The organism is Atribacterota bacterium (assembly GCA_028717805.1).
In the GTDB taxonomy this organism is placed as follows: Bacteria; Atribacterota; Phoenicimicrobiia; order Phoenicimicrobiales; family Stramentimicrobiaceae; genus Stramentimicrobium.
Genome location: JAQUNC010000006.1, coordinates 27,832 through 51,316 on the forward strand (window position 1 = coordinate 27,832; position 23,485 = coordinate 51,316).

General features: G+C 36.8%; 22 protein-coding genes. All 22 read right to left on the reverse strand.

The features are described from left to right. Window positions 1-361 precede the first annotated feature (361 nt). The 22 genes from PHD84_02490 to PHD84_02595 all read right to left on the reverse strand — a co-directional run bounded on the left by PHD84_02490 (window position 362) and on the right by PHD84_02595 (window position 23,425). Window positions 362-1,408 carry an ABC transporter ATP-binding protein gene (locus PHD84_02490; protein MDD5636671.1) on the reverse strand — a complete coding sequence of 349 codons (1,047 nt, stop codon included), beginning with the start codon at window positions 1,406-1,408 and terminating at the stop codon, window positions 362-364. Window positions 1,409-1,411: 3 nt separating this feature from the next. After that, a complete protein-coding gene (locus tag PHD84_02495; GenBank protein ID MDD5636672.1) occupies window positions 1,412-2,173 on the reverse strand; it encodes an ABC transporter permease in 762 nt (253 codons plus the stop codon). Beyond that, a complete protein-coding gene (locus PHD84_02500) occupies window positions 2,170-3,186 on the reverse strand; it encodes an ABC transporter substrate-binding protein (protein ID MDD5636673.1) in 1,017 nt (338 codons plus the stop codon). The genes PHD84_02495 and PHD84_02500 overlap by 4 nt, the downstream gene beginning before the upstream one ends. A gap of 131 nt (window positions 3,187-3,317) precedes the next feature. Beyond that, entirely contained in the window at window positions 3,318-4,043 is a 726-nt protein-coding gene (locus PHD84_02505) for a DUF364 domain-containing protein (GenBank protein ID MDD5636674.1), read from the reverse strand. A gap of 43 nt (window positions 4,044-4,086) precedes the next feature. Then, window positions 4,087-5,106 carry a molybdopterin-binding protein gene (locus PHD84_02510; GenBank protein ID MDD5636675.1) on the reverse strand — a complete coding sequence of 340 codons (1,020 nt, stop codon included), beginning with the start codon at window positions 5,104-5,106 and terminating at the stop codon, window positions 4,087-4,089. Between the two features lie 155 nt (window positions 5,107-5,261). Next, window positions 5,262-5,597 (reverse strand): LysR family transcriptional regulator, encoded by a 336-nt coding sequence (locus tag PHD84_02515; GenBank protein MDD5636676.1) that lies wholly within the window; start codon window positions 5,595-5,597, stop codon window positions 5,262-5,264. Between the two features lie 110 nt (window positions 5,598-5,707). Continuing rightward, on the reverse strand, window positions 5,708-6,487 hold the full coding sequence (locus PHD84_02520; protein ID MDD5636677.1) for an XdhC/CoxI family protein: 780 nt from the start codon (window positions 6,485-6,487) through the stop codon (window positions 5,708-5,710). Continuing rightward, window positions 6,484-7,317 carry a selenium-dependent molybdenum cofactor biosynthesis protein YqeB gene (gene yqeB, locus PHD84_02525; protein ID MDD5636678.1) on the reverse strand — a complete coding sequence of 278 codons (834 nt, stop codon included), beginning with the start codon at window positions 7,315-7,317 and terminating at the stop codon, window positions 6,484-6,486. Before yqeB ends, PHD84_02520 begins: the two co-directional genes overlap by 4 nt. Continuing rightward, window positions 7,301-7,933, reverse strand: coding sequence for a nucleotidyltransferase family protein (locus PHD84_02530; GenBank protein MDD5636679.1), 633 nt, complete (start codon window positions 7,931-7,933; stop codon window positions 7,301-7,303). Before PHD84_02530 ends, yqeB begins: the two co-directional genes overlap by 17 nt. Continuing rightward, the gene (gene yqeC / locus PHD84_02535; protein ID MDD5636680.1) at window positions 7,930-8,736 is read right to left on the reverse strand and encodes a selenium cofactor biosynthesis protein YqeC; all 807 of its coding nucleotides are present in this window, start codon (window positions 8,734-8,736) and stop codon (window positions 7,930-7,932) included. Before yqeC ends, PHD84_02530 begins: the two co-directional genes overlap by 4 nt. Window positions 8,737-8,902: 166 nt before the next feature. After that, window positions 8,903-9,385: a (2Fe-2S)-binding protein gene (locus PHD84_02540; GenBank protein MDD5636681.1), complete on the reverse strand. Its 483-nt coding sequence runs from the start codon at window positions 9,383-9,385 to the stop codon at window positions 8,903-8,905. A gap of 14 nt (window positions 9,386-9,399) precedes the next feature. After that, entirely contained in the window at window positions 9,400-10,281 is an 882-nt protein-coding gene (locus PHD84_02545) for a xanthine dehydrogenase family protein subunit M (protein MDD5636682.1), read from the reverse strand. A 181-nt stretch (window positions 10,282-10,462) separates the two neighbouring features. After that, window positions 10,463-12,757, reverse strand: a complete 2,295-nt coding sequence (locus PHD84_02550; protein MDD5636683.1) for a xanthine dehydrogenase family protein molybdopterin-binding subunit — start codon at window positions 12,755-12,757, stop codon at window positions 10,463-10,465. Window positions 12,758-12,838: 81 nt separating this feature from the next. Continuing rightward, on the reverse strand, window positions 12,839-13,312 hold the full coding sequence (locus PHD84_02555; GenBank protein ID MDD5636684.1) for a (2Fe-2S)-binding protein: 474 nt from the start codon (window positions 13,310-13,312) through the stop codon (window positions 12,839-12,841). A gap of 4 nt (window positions 13,313-13,316) precedes the next feature. Next, window positions 13,317-14,234 (reverse strand): xanthine dehydrogenase family protein subunit M, encoded by a 918-nt coding sequence (locus PHD84_02560; GenBank protein MDD5636685.1) that lies wholly within the window; start codon window positions 14,232-14,234, stop codon window positions 13,317-13,319. Further along, complete coding sequence (locus tag PHD84_02565; protein ID MDD5636686.1) at window positions 14,235-16,607, reverse strand: molybdopterin-dependent oxidoreductase; 2,373 nt, start codon at window positions 16,605-16,607, stop codon at window positions 14,235-14,237. Window positions 16,608-16,624: 17 nt separating this feature from the next. Next, a complete protein-coding gene (locus PHD84_02570) occupies window positions 16,625-17,305 on the reverse strand; it encodes an acetate--CoA ligase family protein (protein MDD5636687.1) in 681 nt (226 codons plus the stop codon). A gap of 38 nt (window positions 17,306-17,343) precedes the next feature. Next, window positions 17,344-18,702, reverse strand: a complete 1,359-nt coding sequence (locus PHD84_02575; protein MDD5636688.1) for a CoA-binding protein — start codon at window positions 18,700-18,702, stop codon at window positions 17,344-17,346. After that, a complete protein-coding gene (locus PHD84_02580) occupies window positions 18,699-19,286 on the reverse strand; it encodes a 2-oxoacid:acceptor oxidoreductase family protein (GenBank protein ID MDD5636689.1) in 588 nt (195 codons plus the stop codon). Before PHD84_02580 ends, PHD84_02575 begins: the two co-directional genes overlap by 4 nt. After that, window positions 19,276-21,156, reverse strand: coding sequence for a thiamine pyrophosphate-dependent enzyme (locus PHD84_02585; protein MDD5636690.1), 1,881 nt, complete (start codon window positions 21,154-21,156; stop codon window positions 19,276-19,278). The genes PHD84_02580 and PHD84_02585 overlap by 11 nt, the downstream gene beginning before the upstream one ends. A 28-nt stretch (window positions 21,157-21,184) precedes the next feature. Next, window positions 21,185-22,282, reverse strand: coding sequence for a histidinol-phosphate transaminase (gene hisC / locus PHD84_02590; GenBank protein ID MDD5636691.1), 1,098 nt, complete (start codon window positions 22,280-22,282; stop codon window positions 21,185-21,187). Window positions 22,283-22,513: 231 nt separating this feature from the next. Further along, on the reverse strand, window positions 22,514-23,425 hold the full coding sequence (locus tag PHD84_02595; GenBank protein MDD5636692.1) for a DUF6282 family protein: 912 nt from the start codon (window positions 23,423-23,425) through the stop codon (window positions 22,514-22,516). Window positions 23,426-23,485 lie beyond the last annotated feature (60 nt).

The window sequence follows — 23,485 nt, forward strand, 5'->3', positions numbered from 1 at the left end:
AACAGTTGGATCCAAACCTCTATAGGCCTTCATGATATTGCGTTCAATCGGTTTGGGTATTCTCCGGGCACCAGTAGGGGCAGGAAGCAGAGATGTGTCTTGTTTATTACCTTCCAGCCATTTGCGGTAATAACGTATGAGTTCTTTATTGTTGATATGATGGGCTCTACAGAGATCTTTGACTTATGGAAAGGAACCGGATGAGGTCTTCTTTAGAATTTTTTATATTCCACTAAAATAGGTCTCCACCTCTTGATGATAATCCTCTGGTTAAAGTTCATGCTTAACTATTCTTTTGGTAGTGAAATCTAACCAAAAAAGTTACTTAATTACTGAGCATGAATAAGTTTCTGTGTCTGTATTATGATAGGCATTTTATATTTTTTAATTTAAAAATTAGAAATACTTGTTTACCTTTTTGTAAGTTCATTCTTTTAAATAGATGGTAAGGCAATTCTGACAATAATGTTATACTCCCTACTTTTACTTTTATCCTTGCAGTTTCATTACTTATATTAAAATCAATAATATTCCCCTTAAATCTATTTATATTAGGACCGGGAGGGAGAGATTCAGAAATATATATGTCCTGAGGTAATAGAGCAATTTTGTTTACCTTTTTATTATCATTAGGAATGACCACAGATAAACCTTGACAATCTGCCATTGCTATTCCATTACCTAAATTAATAAGGTTATTACAACAAAAGATGTTGGGCCTGCCAATAAATTCGGATACATTCTCGTTCATGGGAGAAAAAAATATTTCTTCCGATTTTCCAATCTGTTCTATATTGCCTTGGTGCATAATTGCTATTCTATCAGCAACTTCTTCTGCTTCCTTTAAGCTATGGGTTACATAGACAGTTGTAATTCCTAATTTTTTTTGTATTTGCTTTAATTCTATTCGGAAATATTTCGATGATTGCAGATCAATTTTATTTAATGGCTCATCTAAGAGCAATACCCCTGGATTAAAAGCTAAAGCTCTTGCCAGAGCCACTCGCTGTTTTTCTCCCCCGCTTAACTGTTTGGGATAACGATTTGCTAAACCTTCAATCCTTAACATTTCTAATAATTCTTCAACTCTACTTTTTATATCGTTATGTGATTTTTTTTCAATCTTTAAGCTATAAGCAATATTAGAAAAAACATTCAGATGGGGAAATAGGTGTAAATCCTGAAATAGGTAGCCTATCTTTCTATTCTTAACATTTAATTTATCAATTTTTTCTTTACCAAAAAAAACCGTACCCTGATAATCTATAAGACCTGCAATAATATTTAACAAAGTACTCTTTCCGGCACCATTAGAACCTAGTAAAACAAATAATTCTTTATCCCATATCTTCAAGTTAATATTTTTACAGATATAATTTGAAATGTTTTTCAATTCAATATCTGGCATAAATCATCTCCACTTACTTGTAAATATCATTTCTAAAAATATAAAGAACCTTTCAAATAGAAAACACATCATAGCCAGGATTATTAAACAGACAATAATAATATCTATTCGCATCAAACTCTCCGCACGCATCATTAAAGCACCTATCCCCGTTGGAATGGCAACCATTTCAGCAGCAATAATTACTCGCCAAGCCATTCCGGATTCTAACCTTAGCCCGGTAAAAATATTTGGTAAGGCCAAAGGAATAACCACGGAAAATAGTATTTTCTTATCAGAAGCCCCTAGGGTTTTGGCAACTCGGATATAATTTTTATCTACTGTTTTAATGCCAGTTGAAGTATTATAGAGAATAGGGAAAAATGAACAAATAAATATAATAGTAATAGGCAATATCTCACCTATTCCTAACCATAACATCAAAAGGGGTAGCCAACCTAAGGCCGGAATAGGGTATACCAGGCTTATAATAGGACTTAATGTTCTATCAAGTAAATAATTCCAGCCGGTTAAAATACCAAAAACAATTCCAGCAACAGTACCTAAAGAAAATCCAATCAAAACACGCGAAAGACTACTTATAAAACTTTTTCCTAAAATCCCGCTTACAGTAAGGTTATAAAACTCAGAAACTACCATAGAAAAAGGGGGGAGAAAAAATTTTCCAGATATTAAATGCATTCTTGCCATTAATTCCCATAATATTAAAAAAATAATTATCGGGAAAATTCCCAATATAGATTTAAATACTTTTGAAAAAATCATTCACTCAAAAACCTCAAATCTAATATTTCATCAACCTTAAATACATCTCTTATATAACCTAATTCTGCAACGAAATTTATTGTATCCTGAACGGTTGCAGAATCAATATCCATATTATAATCTAATCTATGCATTGATTTTAATAAAGTATCAGTACTAAATTCAACCATACTCATATCTATATCCTTTATCTGAGCTGGTAAGGTATATTCACCATCCAGGGATAACTGATGGGCGACTATCTCAGCTGCCTTCTCTGGATTTTGATTAATCCAATCCGTCGCTTTTTTGGTTACCTTTACTAATTTTCTGACTATTTCAGGATAATCTTCCAGTAATTCTGTTTTGACTACCAAAACACTTCCCTGCATTTTAGGCCACACCTCTTGGCTCATCAACAACATATGGTAATTAAAATTTTCTGCCATAGTAGCCCATTGTTCGGGAAGAAAAGCAGCATCCAGTCTTCCCATCTGAAGAGCTAAAAGCTGTTTTGGTGGATTCATCCTCTGAATATTGTTTAATACCTTATCTTTGTTCAAATTATATTTATTAATTGTCTTATGAAGAAGTACATCTACGGCTCCTCCCTCTGTAACACATCCGATTCGCATTCCATCTTTTTCAAGGTCTTGCACACTCTTAACTTTATTACTGTCAACAACTAATCCATATCCATATTTATGCGTTCCTGCCACAATCTTTATAGGTACTTTCGCATTGGCATAGGCATTGATTGCCGGAACCAGACAAATATAGGCTGCTTGAATATCTCCCCGCCCCAAGGCAGAAGCCAATGCCATGCCCGTAACATAGTTTTCATATGAATCAATATTTAAGCCTTCTTCCTCAAACCATCCTTGATATTGACTGACATAGGCAGAAGCAGCATGATCCATAAATTCTACTGCCATTCCGATGGGCACGCTTTCTTTTCCTGCACAAGAGCTGGTAATAAAAAAGCAACTAAAAATAAATAATACATTTATAATCAACAAGATTACTTTCTTCATAATTCAATAATTCCTTTCATTATATTTTTCCTCTTAAATCTTGAGCAGCTTAACCTCTCTCCAATTCACTTGTTAAATATTTACCCCTTAGGTACTACATAATGTATAGACAAATCCTCCTTTACTTATTCTTAATGACTGCAAAAGCAGCACTGTTTATAACTCATAAGATAAGCAATCCCACTTATGGTTACTCCATAAAAAATAATGGGTTTTCTATCTAAGAGAGTTGTTAAAGTATTATTTACTACAGTAGTTCCGGTAGCTATAATAATATCTGACCAACATACTATCTCTTCTGTATGAGAAGCATCCTCTATGGTAACGCCATTTTTTTTAAGACCTATATTGTCCTTATCCAAATCTACTACCCTAATCTCGAAATCTGTTAACAGTGATTCAACTATCGCTGGTTGCAATCCAATAAACGCAATTTTAGGATTACCATAATTTACCAAAATATAATCTTTAAAACGAGCAGCGCATTCTGTGGGTTCCTTATCCTTACAATGAATAGTATTTTCGATATACCCTAAATAACGTAATACAGCATTAATACTGGAGACCAAAACAGCTCTTTGAAAATTGTCAATAAGCGGCAATAGGAAAATCTCCCTTAAAGTCCCCTTGAAATTACCGGGCATATCAGTATAGGCTTGCCCCATACTCCCTCTAAAATCGGCTTGCAACATCATTTCTTTCCCTTTTAATAAAGGAAAATCTTTCCTTTCTGGATTTCCTATGGCTTCCCCAGGATTAAGAGGCCTTACCTTTAACACATTTATTTCAGATGACCATAAATCATCATCTAATATAATTTTATAAAATTTTTCTTTAACTGTTTTTAATAAATCCATAATTTCAAATTCCTTTTTAATACTTATTATCAGGTAGGTTAATTTACTTTCCAAAATAGCAAAATGGGTAATGACAGGTAGTACAAGTAGAGCAAAAACCACCTTCGCCCATTTTTACAAAGTCTTTTTTAGATAATATTTCACCTGCGAATATCCTTGGTAAAACAATATCTAAAATGGTATTCGCATAAAATAAGGAAGCACCCGGAATACCTATCAATATTATTTTCCCTAAATAAGCTAACAAAAACATATTACCCGGCTGTACTGGAACACCATAAGTAACAATCCTTGCTCCGCTATCCTTTATAGCGCCGGGTGTCAGATCATCAGGATCCACAGACATACCACCGCTTAAAGCAATCAAATCAATATCTTTTTTAGTAAAAAATCTTATAGCTCCTATAATCTCCTCTTTTTTATCTTCACAGAAAATTTGTTGCTGTACATCTGCTCCAAAGTGAGAAAATTTCTTCCTTAACAGTGGTCCGAATCCGTCTTCAATCAGTCCCTTATAGACCTCGTTACCGGTAGTAATAATACCCACTCTTAAAGGCTTATATTGTTGCACTAAAAAAACTGCTCCTTCTTGCTGACCTAATAATTCTACTTTCTTGATACTTTTTTCCGAAATAGAAAGTGGAACAATCCGCACACCTGCTAATCCTTGACTTTTTTCCACCGCAAAATTATTGGGTAAACTGGCAATGGTAATATTTTTGATAGAATTTATCTGATAGAGTAGTTTACTTCTAACCTTAAATAATCCTTTAGTCTGTGATTTTAAAGTAATTTTTCCTTCTACAGGCTCTTGAAAGGTAATATTTTCTCCGGATACTGCTTTAGATATTCTTAAAGCAGCTTCATTTTCATGAATTTCTCCTGGTTTAGGATGCCAGATATAGAGATGTTCTTTGCCAATTTTTCTTAATTCACCAATATCTTCCTCTCTAATAATATGACCTTTGCAAAAAAGGGGGCCTTTAAATTTTCCGGGAACAATCTGAGTTATATCATGGCATAATTTCATTCCAATCGCTTTTTCTATGGGCACTTTCTTCATTCAGATTTCCTTTCTAACAGACTTTAGATTTTTAAATTTTCTATATTTTTAGGTTTTGTGGAGAACTATTAATAAATATTTACCCTCCAGAGAGTAACTATTCAAAATTTATTAACTATTAATTATACTTTCATAAGTATAACGATAAGAAAAAATTATTTTGTTTTAAATACATCTTGATAAATGGCATTCATATTCTTTTCTGCCTGTTCGTAAAAATTTTTATATTTTTCCTGTAAAATCCTTGCCTCTTCAGTTAATTCTGAACCTCCCCCACTTTCTCCACCTACCTTTCTTTTTAACAGCTTAAAACCCAATTTTTTTTCTAAACTTCTAATTAAATTCCAGGCTTTGGAATAAGACATCTTAATCTCAAAAGCTGCTTGCCTTAACGACCCAGTCCTTTCTATTCGTTTTAAGATATCAGAAGGCCCATCACCAAAAACCTTGCCTTTTTCATTTTCCAACCAAATCTTATAATGAAGTTTCATCACTTAATTATCACCATATCTTATTCTTAATTATAAATAAATCCCAATTTCTATAAATAAATTGTTTTATAATCAACAAAATTATTACTAACTAAATTGCTATCTCTTTTTTAGGACTTTCCTCTTTTGACCTTTATTACTTCTGCTATAATACTTATGGCTATTTCTTCTGGAGTTTGGGCACCTATTCTTAAACCAATAGGAGCAAATACCTTATCTATCTTCTCCTGATTAACTCCCTTTTCCTTTAAATGCTGAAAAATAATAGTATTTTTTTGCTTGCTGCCAATCATTCCTATATATTTAGGTTGATAGTTGATAACTGAAAGTAAAGCCTCTTCATCTTTGAGATGTCCTCTGGTTAAAATTACCACATAGACAGAGTTAAAACTTTTAATTTCCTTAAGAGCCTGACTAGGTCCTGATATGATAATCTGATCAGCTTCTGGAAACCTTTCTTTATTAGCAAATTCCTTTCTTTCATCAATAATGGTCACTCGAAAACCAATCATTTTAGCAAATTTAGATAATACCATAGCAATATGCCCGGCGCCAAATATAACCATTTCCTCTTGAGGGGTAAATACATCAATAAACAATTTTAGACTACCTCCACAAATCATCCAATCTTCTAAGGAAGCCTCTTCTTTGGTCAGCTGATAAGTTAAAAACTTAGCTTTTTCTGCTTTTAAAGCAAGTTTTGCCTCTTCAATAACCTTGGCTTCCACTGATCCACCTCCAATAGTACCGGCAATTAAACCATCCTTATTTACCACCATCTTAGAACCCAGCTTCCCGGGAGATGAACCGCTAACATCAACTATAATCACTAGAGCAATACTTTCTTTATTCCGAACACCTTTTATTACTTCTTCTAAAATAGAAATCATTTCCCCTCTTTTTTAAAAAATTTTTTACCTGAATTGCTTAAATAACTACAAATAGCTTCTAGCGCTCCTCCTCCTATAGAAAGAGCTTTATCAGAGACTGTAAAACAGTACTCCCTTATCCCTCTATGATCAATGTCTCCCACTTTCATTCCCTTAGTTACCTGTGTATTGGGATAAATAAGGCCACGTAATACACCAGATAATTGTGCTCTTAGGGGAATACCATTAACTGTAGCAATTATATCATTTATTTGCACTAAATCTCCTATCTCATGTTCCGGGATAATTTGCCCTTCATCTGGAGATCTTAAAAGACGCTTTTCAGATTCTCCTTCTATTTCGCCAGGTATCCCGGTATCTGGCAAAGCTCCTCCTTGGCATATTACTCTTCCTAAATAATGACCTCTCTTGGTTTCTATAACTGCATCTACATCAATGCCGGCTTGAAATCCCGGTCCTATGCCGATGACCAGTGCTGCCTGATCTTTGCTGGTTCCTAAATTGCGTTTAGCCATGATAGCATCTATTAAAATAAGAGGATGGTAGTATTCAATGGCTTTTCCTAAGGGATCAATTAAAATAGCTATTTTTTTACTATTTACAATTTCATCAGCTTGGTCATAAGTCTCGGCCAACACTCCTGTAATATTATCTATGCTACAGGAACCATGGAAAACTGCATTGGCAAAAGAAACCGGTAAGCGAATAGCCAAGGGATGCATTATTTCCAATATGATTATCTTAAACCCAGCATGGAATAAACGAACAGCTATCCCGGAAGCTAAATCCCCTCCTCCTCTAATTATGATTAATTCATTCTTGATATTCATCTCTCTTACACCATTTTTCTGGTATTTTCAAATAAGTTTTGGCTTTTATATAATCTTCTTCCTTATCAATATCAAATAAAATTGCATTATCTTTCATAGCAACTCTTTTCACCTTATCAGGATATGCTCTAATTAATATCCTTCCCCCTATGTCACCGGTTATTTTCATAAAATCTTCTTTCCAGGCTATATCAAAAAGAACTGGATTCCCAGAATTGCCCTGATAATAAGGAACAATTATCTCTTTGTTCCCCTTCTGGAAAGCCTTGATTAACAAATTGATAATATTAGAATTAATAAAAGGCTGATCACCTAACATTACACAAAAACCGTCAATATTCTGATGGTTATCTAATTCAGCCATGGCTTTTTGAAGGGAGGTACTCATCCCGTCTTTATAATCGGGATTAGAAACAACAGTTACCCTGTATTTTGTTCCTCTTTCTGTAATCTTCTGATCATCCGGTTGCACCACTAGAATAATTTTCCCTAATTTAGATTTTACTGCTGCTTCCAATACCCAGTCAATAACAGTCTTTGTACCTAAAGGTAACATTAGTTTGTGCTGGACAAATCTTTTCCCCTCTCCGGCAGCCAAAATTATACCAGCAATCATGTTATTTTACCACTAACCACTTTTAAAATTGAACTATCCTTCTGTAAGGTATCTCCTATTATAATAGCATTAATACGGGCTTGGTTATTCATCATAACTTGAAAAGCCACTTCTGTAGCAATGCTATCCTTTTCCCGATTGTTGACCTTATTAAGGAAAAGATATCGTCGAGCAAATTTAGGTGAATTTTTAAATAAACCAGCAGGATGGTTAATAAGGGCTACTATCACCTCGGTATTAATTTTTTTACCCCATTTTAAACCGGTTAAACTACTAAAAATAGATGATCGAAAAACATTTTCTTCCCCCAGCCGCAAACCAACAGCCTCTATTCCTATCACTCCCACTAAATCGGTAGTCATTTTAGGAACTACCGGCTCATAATAGGTGGGGGCCTTAATTGGTCTTCCTCTTGCCCCATCAGCCTCTACTATAAAAAAATCTGCTAATCCTTCTCGCCACCAGTAATTCAGATAAGAACGTTTCGGGCCTGTAAATTTCTCTCTCCCGTTTTCTATTAACCGCTGGTTTAGAAGTATTATTATTCCATTTTTATCCTGCTGAAAATAACTTTTAATATTTTCTTCCATTACCTGGGCATTGAAAGATTCAATGACTTGCCCTTCCTCTAAAAAAAGATTTAACTGGTCAGTGAACATTTTAGTGGTAGTAGTTAAAATAATTCTTTTCTTCTTTTCACGTAATTCCTCAGTTAAAATTTGAAGGATAGAACTCTTGCCACCCGCACCAACTAAAGATATGAAAGCCTTATCTTTTAATTTCAGAGCCTCACTTATCAGCATCTTCTTAACACCATAAGAATCTTATTAATTCAAATCAATCTTAAAAATAGTAAATCACTTAAATAATACAGAATTGCATTAAAATTCATCACTAATGTAAAATTATTCTTTTAATCAATTATACATAACAATCTGTATAATTTTTAATCTTTTTGAAGATAACCAACTATTTTTGACAGTTCATTTTATGGGCAGCAGAATTAATCGCTTTAATTATCTTTTTATAACCAGTACATCGGCATAAATTGCCCGATATAGCTATTTTGATCTCCTCTTCTGTGGGATTAGGATTTTTGTCTAATAACGCTTTGGCAGAGAGAATCATGCCAGGAGTACAAAAACCGCATTGTGAGGCACCTTCCTCCATAAAACTTTCTTGGAGAGGATGAAGTTTACCATTCTTTGCTAATCCTTCAATAGTAGTTATATTTTTACCGTTAACCTCTGCTGCCAGTACTAAGCAGGAATTAACGGCTAATCCATCAATAAGCACCGTACAAGCTCCGCATTCTCCAGTATCACATCCCCTCTTAGTACCAGTAAGACCTACTTCATTTCTAAGCAAATCTAATAATAAGGTATTTGGTTTCACCTTAAGTTCATAATGGTCACCATTTATGTTTACTTTTATATTTACCAAATGAGCCATAATCTTCTCCTTTGCTACTCTTCTATTTTCTTTAGAGCTTGGGTCAAGGCACGTCTTACATGAACCTTAACCATCTCTTTCCGATACTCTGCCCGAGAACGAGGCAGGCTTTCATGGGAAGCTATCTCAGCTGCTTGTTTAATAATATCGGCATCTACTCTTTTACCTTTTAGAAAATCTTCTGCTTTTTCTGCTCTCATAGGGGTAGGAGCTACAGAGCCTAATCCAATTCTTATATGGGTACATATTTTCTCTTCCATGTTATTTACAGTAAGTACTACACCTACTCCAACTAAGGTTTCGTCCTCTGCAGTTATTTTAGAATGCCATAGATATACTCCCCTACTATTGGGAGGTAAATCTGGTATTTGTATTTCAGTAATTAATTCTGCTCCCTGAAGAATATTTTTAAAGGGGGCAGTAAAAAAGTTTTGAATTGGAAGCAATCTTTCCCCGGCAGCACTTACTAATTTTAATCTGGCTTCTAAAGCAAGCAAGGCAGGGGGTGTGTCTGCAGAGGGGGAAGAGGTAGCAATATTACCAACAATAGTACCCCTGTTACGAGTCTGCACAGAACCTACTGCCAGAGAAGCCTCTTTCAGCAAACTAAACTTTTCTGGTAATAGCTGTGAACTGGATAAAATACCATGGGTTACTGTAGCGCCAATTCTCAAACCCTCTCCTTCCTTATAGTCAATATTATTCAGCTCTGAAATATTCTTTAAATCTATCACATATTCTGGAGTTAACTTTCTTTGTTTCATCTGAACTAAAAGATCAGTCCCTCCTGAAAATACTTTGGCTCTCTCTTTATATTGTGCTAAAAGAGAGACTGCTTCAGATAAAGTAGAAGGTGCGAAATACTCAAAATTATTAATCTTTTTTAACCTTATCATATTATTTTCCCTTCCTCCCTTTCATATTGTGTGTTACCTTCCTGAAATTTAAAACCATTTATCTCTTAACAATACCAGACTCTGTTTCTGTTTCCTTTTCCCTTTTTATTGGGCAGGAAATATTATGAATAAACTCTATCATAATATTTGGTATGTTTTAGATTATTTAAAATTCTATTTTTTATAATGAATTTCCCTTTAAAGCCTTTAGTATTTTATCTGGTGTAACCGGTAAAGTTTTAATTCTAACTCCCACCGCATTATAAATAGCATTTAAAATAGCGGGGGTAATGATACTACAAGCCGGCTCACCAATTCCTTTAGCTCCATAAGGCCCTAATCCTCCACCTGATTCCAGAACAATGGTTTTCACTTCCGGGACATCAAGTGATGAGGGAATACGGTATTCGGCAAAAGAAAGAGTCTTGGGGAATCCTTTTTCTAATTCATAATTTTCGAATAGTGCGTATCCCATTCCATAGATGGAGCCACCTTCCATCTGTCCTTCCACAGCTGCCAGATTTAGTGCTTTACCAATATCATAACAGGTAACAATTTTGGTAACCTTGACCTGTCCGGTCTCTATGTCCACTGCTACCTCTGCCCCTTGGGAACCAAAAGTAAAATCGGGAAAGGTGGTACCTCTCATGTTGGATAAATCAGGAACAGTGGTAAAGGGGGCATTAAATTGAGCCTCACAAAATAGTTCTATCCCTGCTCCATCACAAGTTCTTATCACCTTACCCAAAGGAACATATTGGGAAGGATCATAAGTAACAATCACATTTTCCTCGATAATATCTAAATTATCCTGATTAACATTTAAAATCTCGGCTGCTTTTTTCAAAATTCTACTTCTAACTTCACGGGCTGCCTTCAGAGTAGCATTTCCAGACATATAACACTGCCTGGTCGCAGTAGTGGTTCCAGCCAGAGGAGTTAAAGCGGTATCACTATGATATATTCTTATCTTAGACATGGGAACACCCAGCTCTTCAGCAGCAATCTGACAGAGCAAAGAAATCTGGCCGCCACCCAAATCAGGTATACCGGATCTAATCAGGACACTGCCATCAGATTCCAGTTTTACATAGCTTCGGGAGGTATCATGCAGGAAGGTCATCCGACCATAGCTCATCAATCCAATGGCTAATCCTTGACCAATTTTGATATTTGCATCTTTACTTATCGCAGGTTTTCCCAGTGCCTCCCAGGCTTTTTCTGCCGCTTCAGGAAGGGCAACATGGGTATTAAAAACCTGACCGGTGGTAGAAAGAGCCTTCCCGGTAGTAAGACAATTTCTACGTCTGATTTCCAAAGGATCGATATTTAATTTATGAGCTAACTCATCCATGATACTTTCATAAGCAACATTAGGTTGTGGGGCTCCAAATCCTCTATTAGCACTGGTAAAAGTATTATTAGTTAAGACACAATTAGCTTTTACTTTAACATTAGGAATAACATAGGGACCAGCAGCATTAACTGTGGCATAGAGAGTAACCCAGGGACTTAAATAAGGATAACCTCCTGAATCGGAAATTAAATATGCTTCTAAAGCAACTAACTTGCCGTCTTTTTTTGCGCCAACCTTATAATGCATAACAAAAGGGTGTCTTTTACTATGACACATAAAAGTTTCATCACGGTTATAAACCAACCTTACCGGCTTTTTAGTATACCAGGTTAGCAGGGCTAAATAAGACTCCACAGTAATATCCTCTTTGCCACCAAATCCCCCACCCATCAGGGTACCTATATAACGGACTTTATTATGAGGTATACCTAAAACATCAGCAACATCTCTGAAGTGTTCTATAACCTGAGAACTTACCCGAAGACATAATACCCCATAATCATCTATCCAACCAATACCGGATTCTGGTTCCATAAAAGCATGGTCTTGAAAGGTAACCTTATAGGTATCTTCAATGATTACATCAGCCTCAGCAAAGCCTTTTTCAACATCTCCCTGCGCACAACCGAATTCTCCAATTATATTGCTATTATTCTCTCCCACCAGATAAGCATCTAGTTTCATAGCCTCTACCGGATCAAAAACTCCAGGTAATGGTTTATAATCTACCTTAATTAAATCTAAGGCCTGTTCTGCAATTTCCTCTGTTTCGGCAGCAACCAGAGCAACTGCTTCTCCCATAAATCTAACCTTTTTGTCTGCCAGCACACGATATAATCCTTCAAATCCTTTACCTACTTCGGTACTCTGACCAAATCTAGTAACGGTCTCATTATGAGGAACATCCTTAGCCGTTAAAACAGCGTGTACTCCTTCTAATTTTTTTGCCACAGTAGTATCAATCGAGATGATTTCTGCTGCCGGATATATGCTTCTCAGAACTTTACCATACAACATGCCCGGTAAAGAAAAATCATCAGCATATTTGAGACTGCCAGTTACTTTTGATCTGGCATCATAACGTGGAATTGGCTGACCAATTATCTTTAATTTAGACATAACATTCACCTTCTTCTTTTTCTTATTCTACCTCTTTCCCTTACTGGTGAGGATAGTGTAATTAATCAGTTAATCAATCTGTTAACTTCTTTGGTTAGAGGCACATTCTTTTATGGCCTTGATAATCTGGGTATAGCCTGTACATCTACAGATATTTCCTCTCATATAATCCCTGATCTCTGCTTCGGTAGGATCAGGATTTTCTTTCAAGAGTGCTATGGCAGTCAGGATCATGCCTGGTGTACAAAAACCACATTGTACTGCTGCATTTTTAAGAAAAGCTACCTGCATGGGGTGAAGTTCATTACCCTTAGCCAATCCTTCAATAGTAGTAATTTCTTTGCCATCAACTGTAGCAGCCAGAGTTAAACAGGCTAATACCGGTTCATTATTTAAAAAAACAGTACAGGCACCACATTCACCTATACCACAACCATACTTTGTTCCGGTGAGGTATAGTTCATCTTTTAAGAGATTAATCAATAGGTCATTGGATTGAACAGATACTTCTTTTTGTTGACCATTAATAGTAAATTGAATAGGAATCTTTTTCAAGGTATCACTCACCTCCATCTTGGGAATCAAACAGGTTTTCAGAATTTGTTCTTGCCCAGGCTAACTTTAAGGTATCAGAAAGCATCTCGCGAGACATAAGAATTCGGTACTCAGCAGTAGAACGAATATCACTAATGGGCTTGATCTCTGAGGTTACCGCCTGGGCTGCTTGAGCGATCAGCTCTTCGGTAATGATCTCGCCTGCTAAGAGCTTCTCAGTCTTGCTTGCTCGGACTGCAGTTGCTGCTACCGAACCAAATACTATTTTGCAACTCTCGCACTTTTGACCATTTCTCTGGAGGGAAACTGCGATATTGATTTTAGCCAGATCGGCCTTCACCCGGCTCTTCTTGAGAAAGGCACTGCCGGCATTGGACTTCACTTCCGGTACCTCGATTCGGGTAATTAATTCATCCGGTTTTAGAATAGTCTTGCCAGGTCCGGTAAAGAATTCTTCTAACAAGACAGTCCGCTTAGATTGTTTGCTCTCAATAATAACCTTGGCACCAAAGGCTATCAGCGGTGGGACCGTATCAGCTGCCGGAGAGGCATTCCCGATATTGCCGGCAACAGTCGCCATATTTCTAATAGCCGGAGCAGCAATGGACTGGATTCCCTCAGAAAGAGCAGTGTATTCTGTTCTTACCTTATCTTCTCTTAACAGGTAGGCAAGGGGAATGGTTGCTCCTATGGTCAGTCCCTGTATGGTATCGATAAAATTGAGCTCTGGTATATCCTTAATATTCATGAGATAATCAACATTCATAGCTATGGTCTTCATCTTAACTAACAGGTCAGTCCCTCCAGCTAAGACTTTAATATTTTTATCTTGATACCTGCTAAGTAAATCTAAAGCCTCAGTTAAAGTTTTGGGGGCTAGATATTCAAATTTATGGGCTAATATTCTGGTATTGAACTGCATTTAATCATCCCTCCTATCTCTCTTTTCTTGTAAAGCCTTCAACATAACCTCTGGTGTGATGGGAAGTTTGGTAAAGCGAATACCTACTGCATCATACACTGCATTGCCGAAAGAGGAGGCTACTGCACTTAAGGCTGCCTCTCCGATTCCCTTGGCCCCAAAAGGACCGGTGGGCTCATAGGTATGAGCATGGTCCACAATAATTTCATCTATATAGGGCATATCAGTGGCAAGAGGTATCTTAGAGTCGGTAAGCAGACCATTGCATCCTAATTTACCGGTCAGAGGATCATAGGGGATGGACTCTAATTTCCCCAAACCGATACCTAAGGTATAGGCTCCCAATATCTGACCTTTCCATAGTTCTGGATTAATAATAGTACCTGAATCACCAAACATCACCACTTTTGGTATGGCAATATCTCCTGTTTGGGTATTTACTTCTACCTCGGTAAAATAGGTAATAAAACAGGGGGGGCAATTTTTCTGTCTCAAGGTGGAGGTATAAGAGAAGGTAGCAACACTGTTGATACGGGCATGATCGGCAATTTGAGCAATAGTCTTATATTTCTCCGGTAAATCTTTAGGATAGATTATTCCCTGCCCTAATTTGTCACTAAGTGCTAAAACCAGGTTTTCCGGTCTATCTTCAAAAAGAGTAGCTGCATAGTCTAACAGCATTTCTTTTACTTTTTCGGCGACAAATTTAATGGCGGCACATCCACAATAAATACCTCTGGTAGCATGGGTATTGACATCGAAGACTGTGGTCCGGGTATCTACCCCATTGTCAATGCTGACCTTTTCAAAGGGTACTTTCAAAACCTCTGCGGCAACTTTGGCTCCGGCCTCCCAGGTGCCCCCTCCGTGATCCATCAGCGCAGTAATAACATCGACTGAGCCATCCTCGTTGATTTTCACTGTTGCCCCGGAATAGTCGATTACTTCCCCTGCCTTAGGGCCACCGGTACCTGAGGTATGAAATCCTCTGGCGACTCCGATACCTCGTCTGATAGGACCTTTTTGAGCATGCAATTCCTTTCTGCGCTCCCATTGAATCAGTTCGGCACCTTTGACCAGCATCTCCTCCACTCCGCAGCTTCTGATGATAGATCTGACAGTGGGTCCCTGCCCCCAGAATTCATCTCCTTTGCCCACATAGTTTTGCAGGCGGAATTGTATGGGATCGATTCCTAACTTCTCAGCCAGGATATCCATCATGTTCTCTACCGGGAAATTGACCTGAGGACTGCCGTAGCCACGTCTGGCACAGGCTGGACCTTTATTGCTATAGTAAGCCTTCCCTTCGTATTTTAGTCTCTTCCATTTATAAAGAGAGGCAAACCAGCCAGCTACACAACCCAGATAGGGATAAGCCTGAATATTGTGACCCCCGACCTCGAGCCACACCTGACAGTGGGCAGCAGTTAAGGTACCATCTTTCTTAGCTCCCACTTTAAGACGGGTTCTCAAAGGATAGCTGGAATGGTCATACATATCCTCTTCACGGGTGGTCACCAGTTTGACTGGCCGTCTGGCCTTTAAAGCGAGTGCCACACAGATGGGAGTAATGGAATTCATTTGAATGCTGGAGCCAAAGGAACCACCTAAGGTGGTACGTTTTACATTGATACGACTTAAGGGAATGGAAAAAATCTGTCCCAAAAGAATACGTACATTGTGAATACCCTGGGTAGTAGTCCAGAGGGTAAATCCTCCATTGGCTTCCGGCTGGCAGACTGCTGATTTCGTCTCCAATTGCATATGGTAGACTCTTTGAACTTCAAAGGTTTCCTCAGCAATAATATCAGCCTGTCTTAATCCTTCCTCAATATCGCCTACCTCAATGTTGCGTTCACAGGCCAGGTTACCGGTAATCTTTACCTTGTCATCACCCAAGTAGACCTGCTCGTAGATAGCAGGGGCAGCAGGTGCCATGGCATCATCTAGGGTGACCAGGGGCTCCCACTTTTCACCCCAGACTACCTTGATCTTCTTTAGGGCGGCAAAGGCCTTCTCTTCTGTCTCGGCAGCACAGGCAGCTATCGCCTCACCGACATGACGTACCTTGTCTTTGGGTAGAACGGTTCTATCACGATAGGTCTTAGCAGGGATACTGACAATCCGCTCATTGTAGAGGACCTCAGGTACATCCTGCGGTCCGATACAGATGGCGCCCATTTGCTCTGCTTCTGAATAATCTACCTCTTTAATCTCAGCATGGGCATAGGGACTACGCAGCACTACCGCATAGAGCTGACCGGGGATATTAATATCACAGGAATATTTTTCTTCTCCGGTTACCTTGCCGATATTCTTGATATCATAATCCTTGCCTAATATATCAAATTTATGTTCGATCTCATCTAACAATAAAAACACCTTCCTTTCTATAAAATTATTCGAGCATCAACTACCTGTACACCTTTTTCATAAACCAAGATAGGATTTAAATCAATTTCCTGAATTTCAGGATTTTCCATTACTAAAGTAGATAACCTAATTAAAACCTCTTTGATTGCGCTAAGATCTTTGGGAGGTTCTCCTCTTACTCCTTTTAAGATAGAATATCCCTTGATCTCAGAGATCATCTCCTCGGCATCCCTCTCTTTAATGGGAAGGATACGAAAGGAGATATCCTTTAATACCTCTACAAAGATGCCACCAAGTCCGAACATAATAACAGGGCCAAAATGGGGATCTTGCATCATTCCAATAATTACCTCTGTGGATGCCGGACACATCTGGTAGGTGATTATTCCATTTATCTGTGCCTTATTATTATATTCTTTTACCTTAGATAGAATATCCTGATAAGCTTTACGGGCATGTTCTTCATCCGGTATGCCAATTTTCACCCCTCCTGCCTCGGACTTATGAATGATATCGGGAGAGACAATCTTCATAACTACCGGATAGCCAAGGAATTCATTTATTTCTTTAATATCCTGTTCACTTTTTATTAATCTAAAGGCAGGTACAGTGATACCGTATTCCTCTAATAGTTCTTTTGCTTCTGTTTCCAGCAGAGGCCTGTGCTCGCCTTTAGCTTTTTCAATAAGTCTGTGCATTATTGCTCCTTTAATTTATTATCAACATTTAAGTTCAGCTAATTAATTTTATTCTCATTATCCAATTTTTTCAACTTCATTGTATATTGGTAGATTTTTTGAATTACTTTAGCACATCTTTCTCCAGTATTATAATTAGGAATACCATAATGTTCTAATATTGCAATCGCTTCTTTAACTAATCTCCCAGCCATAAAATTAGCAAAAATAGGAATTTTAATTTCTTCTTTTATTTTTCCCAATGCAGTGGCAATAACAGTAGAATCCATGAAAGAGGTAGGCACAAATATAGCAATAATGGCATCATATTCTGGGGCAATTTTTTTACTTACTTGGCAAAAATTATCAGCTTCACCATAGGCAAGCAGATCAAAGGGATTACCTAAGGAGACATGGGGAGGAAGAATCTTTTTCAGGTTGTTTCTCAAAACTGCTGATGGCTCAGTAACAATTAAACCTAATTCTTCCAGTTTATCAACTGCTAATACTGCCGGACCTCCGGAATTAGTAATAATTCCAATTCTATTGCCTTCGATTTTCGTATAGTAATTTAATGCTCGGCACAGATCAAACATTTCCTCGACACCTTCTACTCGTAAAATGCCAGCCTGGTGAAAGGCGGTTTCATAAATTTGGTCTTCCCCAGCTAAGGAGCCGGTATGAGAAGAGGTGGCTCGCATGCCAGCCTTACTTCTTCCAGCTTTAATGGCAACTATCGGTTTTGTAGAAACAGTTTTACCAACCTGGTATAAAAATTCTCTGCCCTTAATTAATCCTTCCATATATAGAGCAATAACTTTGGTCTGAGGATCGTTTTTAAAGTAGGCAATTAAATCTATCTCGTCTACATCACACCTATTTCCAAAACTGACAAATTTAGAAAAACCAAAATTTAACTCTTCAGCCATCATTAAAACAGCCCCACCTAAGGCACCGCTTTGAGTTATGAAGGCAGTGTGACCTGGTAAAGCACGTACTTCAATACTGGCAAAAAAATTATTTTCCGTATTCATTATTCCTGCACAGTTAGGACCAATAATTCTCATCTTATATTTTTCAGCAATCCTTTTTATCTTTTTCTCTTCTGCTATGTTACCTACTTCAGAAAATCCTGCAGATATAACAACGATCCTTTTAGTACCTTTTTTGCCTAAATCTTCCAGTAGAGGAGGAATATATTGACCAGGTATGGCTATTATTGCTAAATCAATCTCTAAATCCCGATAATCAGAATATATTTTTACTTGGAAAATTTCTCCGGTACTACCTGGACTTATCGGGTAAATTGCTCCCTCAAATCCTCCTTCAACCATATTTTTTACTATTTCATAGCCTGTTTTACCCTCTTTCATAGAAGCAAATACTGCTACAGAAGAGGGATAAAAGATATTTTTCATATTAATGATCCTTCTGCCATTCTATATCCTTCCAGAAAAGCATCTGTATTCTTTTTTATCTCATGAGGAATATTCTTTTTTAAAACTTCAATCATTAGCTCTTTTTTAAAAGAAGAAACAAAAGAAACAGCCCCCAACATAACGATATTTTCTGCAATAGGAAGTCCAATCTGTAATGCAATATGGGCAGCATCTATATTGATTAATATAGCTTTCAACTTTTTGAAAACCTCTTCAATCTCTTGCCAGGAAGGATATGTTTCCGGATTTATCATAATATCTATGGGATAGACCTTGCTCTTATTTAAAATGACTGTACCCCCTGGTTTAATAAATTCTGCAGCCTTTAAGGCCTCGGACATTTCCAGAGCAGCAACAACATCTGCAGAATAGGGAGGTATTCTTGAACTAAATGCATCACCTATTCTAACTTCACAATGAACTGCTCCACCTCTTTGAGCCATGCCAACTTGTTTAAAAAACTTCACTTTTTGTCCTTCTTCCATAGCATATGCTGCAATGATTTGCCCTAATCTGATTACTCCCTGACCTCCGACACCAACTAAATATAAATTATTCAACATCTTCCATCACCTCTATTGCCCCTGTTGGACAGGTATACTGACATAATCCACAACCAAAGCAATCAGCAGTAATCTCCATAAAAGCTTTGCTATTTTTAGTTTTGGGATGAAAGATCATTGCTGGACAAGCTAATTGATTTAAACAAATTCGGCAACCAGTACATTCACTTATATCAACCTTGAACTTATTAAGTTTCACTCTTCTTCTATTTGCCTGCAGGGCACATTCCCGACGAGAGATTACCACTGAAACACCAGGATATTCTATTGCTTCTTCAATAACTTTTATAGATTCCTCAGGATTATAAGGATCGATAATATTAATTTTTTCTACTCCACAACCCTGGCAGACATTCACAATATCCACTCTTTTGGTATCAGTCTCATTCAAATAAACAGTTCCAGGATTTTCTTCAAAACCGGTCATGGCAGTCCATCCATTATCCAAGATGATTACAGCTAAAGGAACCTTTTGATACACTGCATTAATCAAGGGAGGGATACCAGCATGAAAAAAGGTAGAATCACCTATCGTAGCAATAACAGGTTTTTTTATACCAGCCCACTTAAACCCTTGTGCCATACCGATACTGGCACCCATAGCCACTTCAGTCCAGCAGCTTTCAAAGGGTTTATTCATTCCTAAGATAGTACAGCCAATATCTCCCGTAATAATGATTTCATCTTTTTTATACCTTAAATTTTTAATAGCTTTATTGAGGGCATAATAAGTCCCTCGATGGGGGCAGCCGGTACAAAAAGAGATGGGGCGCTTAACCTGTAATTTTTTGGTATCCTCAATTATTTCCTGATTATTTTCTATGGCAAACTTTTTCTGGTAAAGTGATTCCAGACCTTTCTTGATATCGGTAAAGGAATAGTCTCCTATCAATGATAAGGTCTTATCAAGTTTACCCATAATTTCTACTTTTTTACCTATTTGGAAAGCTAATCTTATTACTTCTGTTTCTATGAGTGGCTCTAATTCTTCCAAAACTAATAACCGGTCAACAGTTTTTAAAAATTCCTTAATTCTATCCTCAGGTAGGGGGTGCACTAGTCCAATCTTTAGCCAGGATATTTCTATTTGAAATCTCCTTAATACCTCACGCAGAGTTCCCTCCACCGCTCCACTATAAATCACTCCATATTTAGTATTACCAAAGTGGGTTTCATTTACCTTAATTCCCGATTCAGTAATATAAGAATCACCAATTTTGAGGGATTCAGCTAACCTATCAAGTGCATCCCGATGTTGTGCCATACATAGAGCTGCGCCTGCTTTTGTATATTTGGTTATATCATGTTCAAAATGAGCTTCTCTTTTTTCCAGCTCTACTTTTTTACCTATTACTATATCAGAGGCAGTATGAGAAATATCTGTGGTTGATCTTAGTAGAACAGGTCCCTGTATTTTTTCAGAAACGTCAAAAGCTGCTTTAACATAATCCAAGCATTCCTGCTGAGAAGCAACATCAAGCATAGGTACGATCATTGATTTAGCATAATATCTGGAATCCTGCTCTGCCATTCCGGCATGTACTCCCGGATCATCAGCCACAAAAATGACTAATCCACTGTTACAACCACTATAAGCAACATTGGCTATAGAATCTGAGGCTACATTCAATCCAGACATTTTCATAGTAACCAAAGCTCTCTTTCCTGCCCAGGCAGCACCCGCGGCTATTTCAAAAGCTACTTTTTCATTTACACTCCACTCAATATGGAAATCTAATTCTTTTCTTTTCGCCATTAGGTTTAAAATGACTTCTGTTGAAGGGGTACCGGGGTAGCCAGCAACCACTTCCACCCCTGCTGCAATTGCTCCCTCAGCAATGGCTTCATTACCAGTAAGTAATTTTTTCAAACCTATTTCTCCTTTCTACTCTTCTACTCTATCTTATTATTTCAGTTAAAACCTGAATAAATTTTTCATTTTCAAAATGAGTGCCAATAGTCACCCGAATAAAAGTAGGAGTCCCATATATTTTTCCAGGTCTAATGATAACTCCTTTTCTTAAACACTTTTCAAAAAATAATTGACTATCTTCTTTCAAATCAATGAAGATGAAATTTGTTTCGGTGGGAAGGTAGAATAAATTGAGTTTATCTAACTCTTGGTAGAGATATTGCTTACCTTCCTTGTTTACTTTTAAAACCTGCTGATAATGGATCTCATCATCTAAGGAGGCCAGAGCAGCAACTTGAGCCAGCCGATTAGTAGTAAAAGGATTAACTACCCTTCTTAGGTAGCCAATTAATTCGGGCTTGGCAATGCCATAACCTATTCTAACTCCAGCTATTCCTGCTATTTTGGAGAAGGTACGCAGGATGATTACGTTCTTCCCATCTAAAACATAAGAAAGACTATCAGGATAGTCTTTATCTTCTACATAGTCATAATAAGCTTCATCAAAAATCACAATGACATCTTCAGGAATCTGTCTTATCATCTTTTCCACTGAATTGGTCTTTACAATTGTGCCGGTTGGGTTATTGGGATTACAAAGATAAATCATTTTAGTTTTCCCAGTAATTCTTTCAGTTATTCCCTCTAAGTCAAAACAGAAATCTTTTAATCCAACTGTAACGAACTCTCCACCCATTATTTTGGTAATAGTTTCATAGGCTGGGAAAGTGGTTTCACTTGTTATTACTTCATCACCCTGGTTAATAAAAGCCATGCCAGTAAGGTCAATAATATTATCCGCTCCATTACCAACAATAATAAAATCTTCACTGATATTCAATTTCTTTGCTAATTTCTCTCTTAATACTCTGCTGGTACCTTCAGGATAAAAATTAATATTTTTAATTTCTCTTTCGATTGCCTCTACCGCTAAAGGTGATGGTCCTAGGGATGTTTCATTGGAAGCCAGCTTCACTACTTCTTTCAACCCTAATTCTCTTTGTACCTCTTCAATAGGTTTGCCTGGAATATAAGGTTTTAAGTCCAGGATACCTTTTCTAGTAAGATGCTTTGCTTCTAACATTTCTTTCTCCTCTTTTTTATGCTTTTTTTTATTTATATTAGCCATGGATACAAGTATAATAAAAATTGGTAAAGATCTTAATATTTAAAATCAAAAAAATAAGGTAGTATTTTGTTTTTATTCTTTCCTAATATTTTTTATTTATTAAATTTATTCTATGAGGAAAACCATGTTTGACCAGGCTATTTGTTAATTATTAACACTGTTAACACTTTTGAAAATAAGCAAATATTAAGATAACTCTAGAAGTCTAGCGGGATTAATTTTAGTCATTATTTCTATTTCCTTTTTACTTATACCATAATGCATCATTATATTTATGAATAAACGCATTCCTTCAATAGGATGAGGATTGGCAAATTGTCCCAAATCTGTTGACATAACACAGTGTTCAGCTCCTATTTTTTTAATTGCTTCTGCCATAAACTCATGGTTAAATTTTGGATTACGTTGTAAAGGAACAATGGGAATAAAACAGTGTTCTATAATTGCTCCCATATCTGATAGTCTTTTTTGATCTTCAATTGTAATACTTAAGATATCTAGTTCAGGGTGAGTTATTAGTATTTTCTCTACACCTCTTTCTTTTGCAGTTTTTACCAAAACATAAGTCTCTTCCAAAGAAAGATGACACGTCCCTAAAATAACATTTTCCTTTGCAATAAGATCTAAAATATCGAGAATTTCAGGAATTAATTTTTTATTTGAGTCTAAAATATTAATCCCCTCTACCCTCTTTCCCGATCTATGTATATTTTTAATTAGTTCTAAATCTGGATAGCCATCTATGCCAAAAAAATCAATATGATTTTTTGAATGAATACTTGGCATCCATACCTCTTTCGCATTCCACGACAATGCAACCTCTACTGCTTCTGGATTAATTCCACCAACTGAGTAATTCAACACAATCCCACCAAATACTTCAAGTTCAGGAGCAGTTTCTCTTACATATAACATCCTATCTGAATTAATTACACCATGAGATTTAAACAATAGCGCTTTATATCCAATATCTTGAGCTTGTCTAGCCAATTCAATTTCATTAAAAGGTCTTTTGAATATATCAGGAGCAGCATGTACATGAAGATCGATGACTCCTTTCATAATTTCCTTGTCATTTTCAGGCAAACTGATGCTCATTTTATCCTCCAAATTTTAATATTATAATCATATTTATTTTTAATAGAAATGATAAACACA

Bases quoted from the DNA above. Each gene is read 5' to 3' on its own strand.
- PHD84_02490 (MDD5636671.1), bottom strand. From the start codon at position 1,408: ATGCCAGATATTGAATTGAAAAACATTTCAAATTATATCTGTAAAAAT.
- PHD84_02495 (MDD5636672.1), bottom strand. From the start codon at position 2,173: ATGATTTTTTCAAAAGTATTTAAATCTATATTGGGAATTTTCCCGATA.
- PHD84_02500 (MDD5636673.1), bottom strand. From the start codon at position 3,186: ATGAAGAAAGTAATCTTGTTGATTATAAATGTATTATTTATTTTTAGT.
- PHD84_02505 (MDD5636674.1), bottom strand. From the start codon at position 4,043: ATGGATTTATTAAAAACAGTTAAAGAAAAATTTTATAAAATTATATTA.
- PHD84_02510 (MDD5636675.1), bottom strand. From the start codon at position 5,106: ATGAAGAAAGTGCCCATAGAAAAAGCGATTGGAATGAAATTATGCCAT.
- PHD84_02515 (MDD5636676.1), bottom strand. From the start codon at position 5,597: ATGAAACTTCATTATAAGATTTGGTTGGAAAATGAAAAAGGCAAGGTT.
- PHD84_02520 (MDD5636677.1), bottom strand. From the start codon at position 6,487: ATGATTTCTATTTTAGAAGAAGTAATAAAAGGTGTTCGGAATAAAGAA.
- yqeB (MDD5636678.1), bottom strand. From the start codon at position 7,317: ATGAATATCAAGAATGAATTAATCATAATTAGAGGAGGAGGGGATTTA.
- PHD84_02530 (MDD5636679.1), bottom strand. From the start codon at position 7,933: ATGATTGCTGGTATAATTTTGGCTGCCGGAGAGGGGAAAAGATTTGTC.
- yqeC (MDD5636680.1), bottom strand. From the start codon at position 8,736: ATGCTGATAAGTGAGGCTCTGAAATTAAAAGATAAGGCTTTCATATCT.
- PHD84_02540 (MDD5636681.1), bottom strand. From the start codon at position 9,385: ATGGCTCATTTGGTAAATATAAAAGTAAACATAAATGGTGACCATTAT.
- PHD84_02545 (MDD5636682.1), bottom strand. From the start codon at position 10,281: ATGATAAGGTTAAAAAAGATTAATAATTTTGAGTATTTCGCACCTTCT.
- PHD84_02550 (MDD5636683.1), bottom strand. From the start codon at position 12,757: ATGTCTAAATTAAAGATAATTGGTCAGCCAATTCCACGTTATGATGCC.
- PHD84_02560 (MDD5636685.1), bottom strand. From the start codon at position 14,234: ATGCAGTTCAATACCAGAATATTAGCCCATAAATTTGAATATCTAGCC.
- PHD84_02570 (MDD5636687.1), bottom strand. From the start codon at position 17,305: ATGCACAGACTTATTGAAAAAGCTAAAGGCGAGCACAGGCCTCTGCTG.
- PHD84_02575 (MDD5636688.1), bottom strand. From the start codon at position 18,702: ATGAAAAATATCTTTTATCCCTCTTCTGTAGCAGTATTTGCTTCTATG.
- PHD84_02580 (MDD5636689.1), bottom strand. From the start codon at position 19,286: ATGTTGAATAATTTATATTTAGTTGGTGTCGGAGGTCAGGGAGTAATC.
- hisC (MDD5636691.1), bottom strand. From the start codon at position 22,282: ATGTTAGAAGCAAAGCATCTTACTAGAAAAGGTATCCTGGACTTAAAA.
- PHD84_02595 (MDD5636692.1), bottom strand. From the start codon at position 23,425: ATGAGCATCAGTTTGCCTGAAAATGACAAGGAAATTATGAAAGGAGTC.